8 protein-coding genes are annotated in these 7,629 nt (G+C 76.6%); 2 read left to right on the forward strand and 6 right to left on the reverse strand.

What is annotated here, in order from left to right:
* Positions 1–317: 317 nt before the first annotated feature.
* The 6 genes from HCN56_RS21545 to HCN56_RS21570 all read right to left on the reverse strand — a co-directional run bounded on the left by HCN56_RS21545 (position 318) and on the right by HCN56_RS21570 (position 5,390).
* Positions 318–1,229, reverse strand: coding sequence for an NAD kinase (locus HCN56_RS21545; protein WP_167973642.1), 912 nt, complete (start codon positions 1,227–1,229; stop codon positions 318–320).
* On the reverse strand, positions 1,226–2,047 hold the full coding sequence (locus HCN56_RS21550; protein WP_312871353.1) for a TlyA family RNA methyltransferase: 822 nt from the start codon (positions 2,045–2,047) through the stop codon (positions 1,226–1,228). The genes HCN56_RS21545 and HCN56_RS21550 overlap by 4 nt, the downstream gene beginning before the upstream one ends.
* Positions 2,048–2,054: 7 nt before the next feature.
* Positions 2,055–2,432, reverse strand: coding sequence for a hypothetical protein (locus HCN56_RS21555; protein ID WP_167973646.1), 378 nt, complete (start codon positions 2,430–2,432; stop codon positions 2,055–2,057).
* Between the two features lie 9 nt (positions 2,433–2,441).
* Positions 2,442–3,260 carry an ABC transporter ATP-binding protein gene (locus tag HCN56_RS21560; protein WP_312871354.1) on the reverse strand — a complete coding sequence of 273 codons (819 nt, stop codon included), beginning with the start codon at positions 3,258–3,260 and terminating at the stop codon, positions 2,442–2,444.
* 94 nt (positions 3,261–3,354) lie between these two features.
* Complete coding sequence (locus HCN56_RS21565; RefSeq protein WP_312871355.1) at positions 3,355–4,425, reverse strand: FecCD family ABC transporter permease; 1,071 nt, start codon at positions 4,423–4,425, stop codon at positions 3,355–3,357.
* Positions 4,422–5,390: a FecCD family ABC transporter permease gene (locus tag HCN56_RS21570; protein ID WP_245246860.1), complete on the reverse strand. Its 969-nt coding sequence runs from the start codon at positions 5,388–5,390 to the stop codon at positions 4,422–4,424. The genes HCN56_RS21565 and HCN56_RS21570 overlap by 4 nt, the downstream gene beginning before the upstream one ends.
* A 186-nt stretch (positions 5,391–5,576) precedes the next feature.
* Here HCN56_RS21570 and HCN56_RS21575 point away from each other — a divergent pair, with 186 nt between their 5' ends.
* Together HCN56_RS21575 and HCN56_RS21580 are read left to right on the forward strand one after the other, a co-directional pair.
* Positions 5,577–6,614 (forward strand): ABC transporter substrate-binding protein, encoded by a 1,038-nt coding sequence (locus HCN56_RS21575; RefSeq protein WP_167973652.1) that lies wholly within the window; start codon positions 5,577–5,579, stop codon positions 6,612–6,614.
* A 46-nt stretch (positions 6,615–6,660) separates the two neighbouring features.
* A complete protein-coding gene (locus HCN56_RS21580; RefSeq protein ID WP_167973654.1) occupies positions 6,661–7,494 on the forward strand; it encodes a siderophore-interacting protein in 834 nt (277 codons plus the stop codon).
* Positions 7,495–7,629 lie beyond the last annotated feature (135 nt).

A 7,629-nucleotide genomic window follows, 5' to 3' on the forward strand; every position in this document is an offset into this window, starting at 1 on the left:
GCGCCCGCGGCGGGGCGCTGCCGGCCGCGGCGGGCCGGGAGCGGCACCCGGCCGGGAGCGGGCGGCGCGACGGCGCTTGTACCAGCGCTTCCCGGGCGGCCGCGCGCCGTCGGCGTGGTGGTGCGGCGGCAACGGGCCGCCCGGGCGGTGCCGGCAGCGCCGCGCGCCGTCGTGGACGCCGGCCCGGGGACGGTCCGCGGGCGGGGGCAATCCCGGTTTTCACCCGCGCGTGTCGCCGCGGGCGGGCGCACGGCGGCCGCGTCCGGCAGCTCGGCGGACGGCCGCCCCCGGCGAGGCGGTGGTGACCGTCCGGCGCCTCAGCGGGCGGCGCCGCGCCAACCGGCCACCGGGAGCGCGAACTTGGCGACGAGCCGGTCGGTGAAGGGCGCGCGGTGCAGCCGCGCGAGCCGGACGGGGACGGCGCCCCGGCGGACCTCCACCCGCGCCCCGGCGGGCAGGTCGAAGCTGCGGCGGCCGTCGCACCAGAGGACGCCGTGGGGGGTGCGCGGTTGGACCTCGACCGCCAGTACGGAGGCGGGCGCGGTCACCAGCGGCTTGGCGAAGAGCGCGTGGGCGCTGATCGGCACCATCAGCAGCGCCTCGACCTCGGGCCAGACGACCGGGCCGCCGGCGGAGAAGGCGTAGGCGGTCGAGCCGGTGGGGGTGGCGCAGACGACGCCGTCGCCGCCGAACCGGGAGACGGGGCGGCCGTCCACCTCGGTGACGACCTCCAGCATGCGTTCCCGGGAGACCTTCTCGACCGACGCCTCGTTGAGCGCCCAGTCGGTGTGGACGGGCCGCCCGGCGGCGGTGCCGTCGCTGTAGACCGTCACGTCGAGGGTCATCCGCTCCTCGACGTCGTAGTCCCGGCGGACGACGCGGCTGACGACCTGGTCGAGGTCGTCCCGCTCGGCCTCCGCGAGGAACCCGATCCGGCCGAGGTTGACGCCGAGCATCGGCACGCCGGTGGCGTGGGCGAGTTCGGCACCGCGCAGCAGGGTTCCGTCACCGCCGAGGACGATGAGGAGTTCGCAGCCGTCGGCGGCCTCGGGCCCCGCCGTCACCCGGTCCACCCCGTCGGGGAGCGGCAGGTCCGGCGCCTCCTCGGCGAGCACACGGACCCGCAGCCCGTGGGCGACCAGGCCCCGGACAAGGAGTTCGGCACTGCGGACGGCCGCGGGGCGGCCGGTGTGGGCCAGCAGGAGAACGGCGCGGTCGGTCGTGGTCACTGGGGGCCCTCCGTCACGGCGCGGTCGATGTCGGCCGGGTCCGCCTGGGGCGCACCGGCGCGCAGCCACAGAAAATACTCGACGTTGCCCGAGGGGCCGGGCAGCGGGCTGGCGGTGACGCCGGCGGTGCCGAGGCCGAGCGTCCCGCCGCGCTCCGCGACGGCCCGGACCGCGGCCGCGCGGACGGCCGGGTCGCGCACCACGCCGCCGTCGAGCTCCGAACGGTCGGCCTCGAACTGCGGCTTGACCATGAGGACGAGATCGGCGTCGTCGGCGGCGCAGCGCGCGAGGGCGGGGAGGACCGTCGTCAGCGCGATGAACGACAGGTCGCCGGTGATCAGTTCGGCGGGCCGGTCGTCGAGGTGGTCGAGGGTCAGCTCGCGGACGTTGGTGCGGTCCCGGACGGTGACCCGTGCGTCGTTCCGCAGCGACCAGGCGAGTTGGCCGTAGCCGACGTCGACGGCGACGACGTGGGCGGCGCCGGCGCGCAGCAGCACGTCGGTGAAGCCGCCGGTGGAGGCGCCGGCGTCCAGGGCGCGGCGGCCGGTGACGCGGAGCCCGGCGGGGGTGAACGCGGTGAGGGCCCCGGCGAGTTTGTGCCCGCCGCGGGAGACGTAGCCGGCGCCGTCGACCGCTTCCCGGACGACCACGGCGGCGCTGGTGGCGACCTGCGTGGCGGGGTTGGTGGCGCGGGCACCGTCGACGGTGACGCGGCCGTCGGCCACCAGGGCGCCGGCGTCGTCGCGGTTCCCGGCCAGGCGGCGGCGGACCAGCTCGGCGTCGAGCCGGGTCAGGCGGCGGCGGGGCGCTGCTGCCACGGGGGTCTCAGCTCCTGGAGTGGTGCGGCGGGTGGGGCGCTGCCCGGGGTGTCGGGCCGGGCGGCTGGTCGAGCGCGGCGAGTGCGTCCCGCAGCCCGCCGTGTACATCCTCGTACACCTCGCGGTGGCCGGCGACGCCGAGGTGGTCGGTGGCGGACAACCGGGCCAGCAGGGCGTCGACGGCGGCGTCGCCGGAGGGCCGGACGGCGACGCCGAGCGGCCGCGGCCCCTCGGGGTCGTCGGCGGTGGGTGGGCTCCCGGTGCCGTCGGCGGCGGCGTCCACCGCGTCCCGCGCGGTGTCCGGCGCGGGACGGGGGGCGGGGGCGTCGCCGTCGGTTTCCTCGGCCCGGGCGGCGGGAGCGGCACCGGGGGTGGGGTCGGTCATGCCCCGACGCTACCCGCTGATCACCGCGGCACGCCGCCGCGCGGCGGGGACGACCAGGGGTGTCCCGGTCTCCGGGTCCTCGATGACGCGGCACGGCAGCCGGAAGACGTCCTCCACGAGGTCGGCCGTGATGATGTCGCCGGGCGCCCCTTGGGCGACGACGCGGCCCTCGCGGAGCGCCACCAGGTGGGTGGCGTAGCGGGCCGCGTGGTTGAGGTCGTGGAGGACCGCGACGAGGGTGCGGCCCTCCTCCTCGTGGAGCCGGGCGCAGAGGTCGAGGATGTCGATCTGGTGGGCGATGTCGAGATAGGTGGTGGGTTCGTCCAGCAGCAGCAGCTCGGTCTGCTGGGCCAGCGCCATGGCGATCCAGATGCGTTGGCGCTGACCTCCGGAGAGTTCGTCGACGCGGCGCTCGGCGAGGTCGGTCACCCCGGTGGCCGCCATCGCCTCCGTCACGACGCGTTCGTCCTCGCGCGACCACTGGCGGAGCAGCCCCTGGTGCGGGTAGCGGCCGCGGGCCACGAGGTCGCCGACGGTGATGCCGTCGGGGGCGACGGGTGTCTGGGGCAGCAGGCCGAGACGGCGGGCGAGGCGTTTCGCGGGCAGGGTGGAGATCTCCTCCCCGTCGAGCAGCACGCGGCCCTCGCTGGGGCGCAGCATCCGCGAGAGGGCGCGCAGCAGGGTGGACTTGCCGCAGGCGTTGGGGCCGACGATCACGGTGAAGGAGCGGTCGGGAACGGCGACGGTGAGGTCCCGCGCGACGACGCTGCGGTCGTACCGCAGGGTGACGGCGTCGGCGGTGAGGCGGGCCGGGGCCGATGGGGTCACGGGAGCGGCTCCTGGGTCGGTTCGGTGGTTCTCGCGGACGGCGCGGACGGCGGGCGCCGCCGGGGCGACGTCGGGTGCGGGTGCGGGTGGTGCGTCACAGCCGGCCGCCGCGGCGTTCGGCATGGAGCAGCCACATCAGGTACAGGCCGCCGAGGACGCCGGTGACGGCCCCGGCCGGCAGGGTGACGGCGGCCAGGGCGTGCTGGGCCGTCCAGTCGGCCGCGGTGGTGAGCGCCGCCCCCATCGCGGCGGCCGCCGGCAGGTCGGGGCCGGTGGCGCGGGTGAGCCGGCGGGCGAGCTGGGGTGCGGCGAGGGCGACGAAGGTGACGGGCCCCGCGGCGGCGGTCGCAGCGGCGGTCAGCAGGACGGCGCCGGTCAGCGCCGTCAGCCGGATGTGCTCGGGCCGGCCGCCCAGAGCACGGGCGGTGTCGTCCCCCATCTCCAGCAGCCCCAGCGCCGGTCCCCGGGTGAGCAGGGCAGGGACGAGGAGGGCGCAGGCGGCGAGCAGGGGCCAGAACTGGGTCCAGTCGCGCCCTTGGAAGGAACCGGTCAGCCACATGAGGCCGCGCGCCGCCTCGTCGACACCGGCGCGGGTGAGGAGGTAGCCGTTGGCGGCGCTCAGCGTGGCTGCCGCGCCGATGCCGACGAGGACGAGCCGGTACCCCTGGGCGCCGCCGCGCCGGGTGAGGAGGTGGACGGCGGCGCCGGTGGCGAGCCCGCCGGCCACCGCACCGGCGGCGACGGTCCCGGGGCCGCCGCCGAACAGGACGACGACGGTCAGCGCGCCGGTGACCGAGCCCTGCGTGAAGCCGATGATGTCGGGGCTGCCGAGCGGGTTGCGGGAGACGGACTGGAAGGCGGCGCCGGCGATCCCGAGGGCCGCGCCGACGAGGACCGCCACCAGGGCGCGGGGGTAGCGCAGTTCGTGGACGAGGAACCACTGGGTGGGGGTGGCCTCGCCGTTGAGGACGCGCACGACCTCCAGCGGCCCGAGCTGCTCCTGCCCGGTGCCCAGCAGGAGCAGGACGAGGGCGGTTGTGGCGAGCGCCAGGGCGGTGACGACGACGGCGCCGCGCGGCCGTGCCCGCAGCGAGAGCCGCCCGGGCAGGCGCAGGGTGACGGCCGCAGGGACGCTGCCACGGCGGCGGAGCGGGAGGCGGGTCACAGCGTCACCGTCCGCCGGGCGCGTCGGACGAGGTGGATGAAGAGGGGCCCGCCGATGAGGGCGGTGACGATGCCGACCTGGAGTTCGGAGGGGCGGGCGACCAGGCGGCCGAGGACGTCGGAGCCGAGGAGCAGCACCGGCGCGAGGACCGCGCAGTAGGGCAGGCTCCAGCGCAGGTCGGGGCCGGTGACGGCGCGGACCAGGTGGGGCACCATCAGCCCGACGAAGACGATGGGCCCGCAGGCGGCGGTGGCGGCACCGCACAGCAGGGTGACGACGAGCAGCGACAGCAGGCGGGTCCGGTTGAGGTTCGCCCCGAGGGAGCGTGCGGAGTCCTCGCCGAGCGCCAGCGCGTTGAGCGGGCGCGCAACGGCGGCGGTGAGCAGGAACCCGGCGGTGAGGAACGGCAGGATCTGCACGACGACGTCGGTGGTGGCGGAGGCGAGCGAGCCGACGGTCCAGAACCGCATCCGGTCCAGCGCCGCGGTGTCGAGGAGTTGCACGCCGTTGACGTAGCCGTGGAGCGCCGCGGTGGCCGCGGTGCCCGCGAGGGCGAGCCGCACGGGGGTCGCCCGCCGTCCGCCCCCGAGCGCGTGGACGAGGAGGGCCACGACGGCGGCGCCCGCCATCGCCCACCACACCAGCTGGGAGAGGGAGGTGACGGACAGGAAGCTGATGGCGCTGACGACGGCGGCTGCCGCACCGGCGTTGACACCGAGCAGCCCGGGGTCGGCCAGCGGGTTGCGGGTCAGGGCCTGCATGACGGCGCCGGCGACGCCGAGTGCGGCACCGGCGAGGAGCCCCAGCAGGGTGCGGGGCACGCGGAGTTCGCGGACGACCGCGTCGGCGTCGGTTCCGGTGGGAGCGGTGAGCGCCCGCCAGACCTCGTCGACGGGGAGCGGTTTGGCTCCCAGCGCGACACTGGCGAACGCGACGAGGGCGAGGAGCGCGAGGCAGCCCCCCAGTCCCGCCGCGCGGCGGCGGGCGGTTCGCGCGCGGGCCGCGGACGACGGCGATGCGGCCGCACCGGGGAGCGACGCGTCCTTCGTGAGGGTGACGCCGTTCACCGGTGCCCCGCCCGACGACAACAGATCAGCATGCCATTAGGTTAGCCTAACCTTAATTCCCGCCTCCGAGAGGTGCTCACCGGCATGCCCCCACTCACCCCGCGCCCGACCCGCCGCTCCCTCCTTCTCACCGGCGGGGCGCTCGGCGCCGGAGCCCTCCTCACCGCCTGCGGCTCCGGCCCGACCACCGGCACCTCCGAGAAACCGGGCGGCGACGGCGAGGCGGGCGGCGGGACCGACTGGAGCTTCACCGACGACCGCGGCACCACCGTCGAACTCCCCGCCACCCCCGAACGCGTCGTCGCGTTCATCGGCACGGCCGCAGCCCTCCACGACTACGGCGTCGAGTGCGCCGGCGTCTTCGGCCCCACCGCCACCGCCGACGGCACCCCGGACGTCCAGGCGGGCGACCTCGACATCACCCGACCGGTGCGCCTCGGCAACGCCTGGGGCGAGTTCGACCTCGACGCCTACGCCACCCTGGAACCCCAGCTGCTCGTCACCACCATGTTCGCCGAGGACGCCCTCTGGTACGTCCCCGACGACTCCCGCGAGCAGATCGAGCGCCTCGCCCCCACCGTCGGCCTGACGGCCTCCCCCACCACCCTGCGCGCCGCCATCGACCGCCACGCGGAACTCGCCCGCGCTCTCGGCGGCGACCTGGACGCCCCCGAGGTCACCGAGGCCCGCGACCGCTTCGACGCGGCGTCCGAGGCGCTCCGCGCCGCCGCCCGCGACAACCCCGGGCTCCGCGTCCTCGCCGCCTCCGCCGCAGACGACCTGCTCTACGCCTCCACCCCCGAGGCCTACGCCGACCTCGCCCACTTCGCCGAGCTCGGGCTGGAGATCGTGACGCCCGACGGCGTCGAGGGCGGCTTCTTCGAGAACCTCAGCTGGGAGAACGCCGACCGCTACCCGGCCGACATCATCCTGCTGGACAACCGCAGCAGCGCACTCCAACCGGACGACCTCACCAACCGCCCGACCTGGCGGCGACTGCCCGCCGTCACCGCGGGGCAGGTCGTCCCCTGGCCCTCGGAAACCCGCTTCTCCCACGCCGGCTGCGCCCCGTTCCTGGAGGAACTCGCCGCCGCCGTCCGCGACGCGGAACGCGTCGTCTGACCGCCGCACGCCTCACGAAGCCCACCCACGAGAGGACCCGCACGCCATGACCAAAGCCCCCTTCGCGTTCTTCGACGCGCATGTGCTGCGCACCGAGACCCTCAGCCCGACCTTCGTGCGCGTCACCTTCGCCGGCCCGGAACTCGCCGGGTTCGCCTCCGGCGGGCGCGACCAGCGGTTCAAGCTGTTCCTCCCCCACCCGGGCCAGGACCGGGCCCTCGTCCCGGCCACCGCCGGCGAGCGCTGGTACCCCGAGTGGAGCGCCATGGACCCCGACATCCGGGCGGTCATGCGCACCTACACCGTCCGCGACCAGCGCCACGCGCCCGAGGAACTGGACGTCGACTTCGCCCTCCACGGCGACATCGGGCCTGCCAGCCGCTGGGCGGCACGCGCCCGCCCCGGCGACCACGCCGTCCTGCTCGGCCCGACCGCCCCCGACAACGGCGGGGTCGACTTCCGACCCCCGCCGGACACCGACTGGGTGCTGCTCTCCGGCGACGAGACCGCGCTGCCCGCCGTCGCCGGCATCCTCGACCGGCTCCCCGCGGGGACCGAGGCCCGGGTCTTCCTGGAGATCCCCGACCCCGCCGACCGCCGTTGGTTGCCGACCCGCGCGAGCAGCGAGGTCACCTGGACCTGCCGGGGCCGCTCCGCGGTCCAACTCCACGACGCCATCCGAGCAGCGCGGCTGCCGACGGGTACCCCCTACGCCTGGATCGCCGGCGAGGCCGCCGGGGTCAAGGAACTCCGCCGCCACCTCGTCGCCGACCGCGGGTTCGACCGCCGCCGGGTCACCTTCACCGGCTACTGGCGGGCCGGCACCTCCGAGGACCAGCTGCTCGCCCAGGCCACCCTCGCCGCCGTCGGCGAGGACTGACCGGCCGGCCGACCCCGAACCGGCCGGGCCGACCGTCCGCCGCGCGGAACGGCGTCACCGCCATCCCCGGGCAGCCGTGGCGGACGACAGGCCCGCCCCGCGGGCACCGGGCGCTGTCGCGCCCGGTGCCCGCAC

The organism is Streptomyces lonarensis (assembly GCF_012033735.1).
GTDB classification, from domain to species: Bacteria; Actinomycetota; Actinomycetes; order Streptomycetales; family Streptomycetaceae; genus Streptomyces; species Streptomyces lonarensis.

Coding starts and splice junctions, on each gene's coding strand:
- HCN56_RS21555 (WP_167973646.1), bottom strand. CDS start 2,432: ATGACCGACCCCACCCCCGGTGCCGCTCCCGCCGCCCGGGCCGAGGAA.
- HCN56_RS21575 (WP_167973652.1), top strand. CDS start 5,577: ATGCCCCCACTCACCCCGCGCCCGACCCGCCGCTCCCTCCTTCTCACC.
- HCN56_RS21580 (WP_167973654.1), top strand. CDS start 6,661: ATGACCAAAGCCCCCTTCGCGTTCTTCGACGCGCATGTGCTGCGCACC.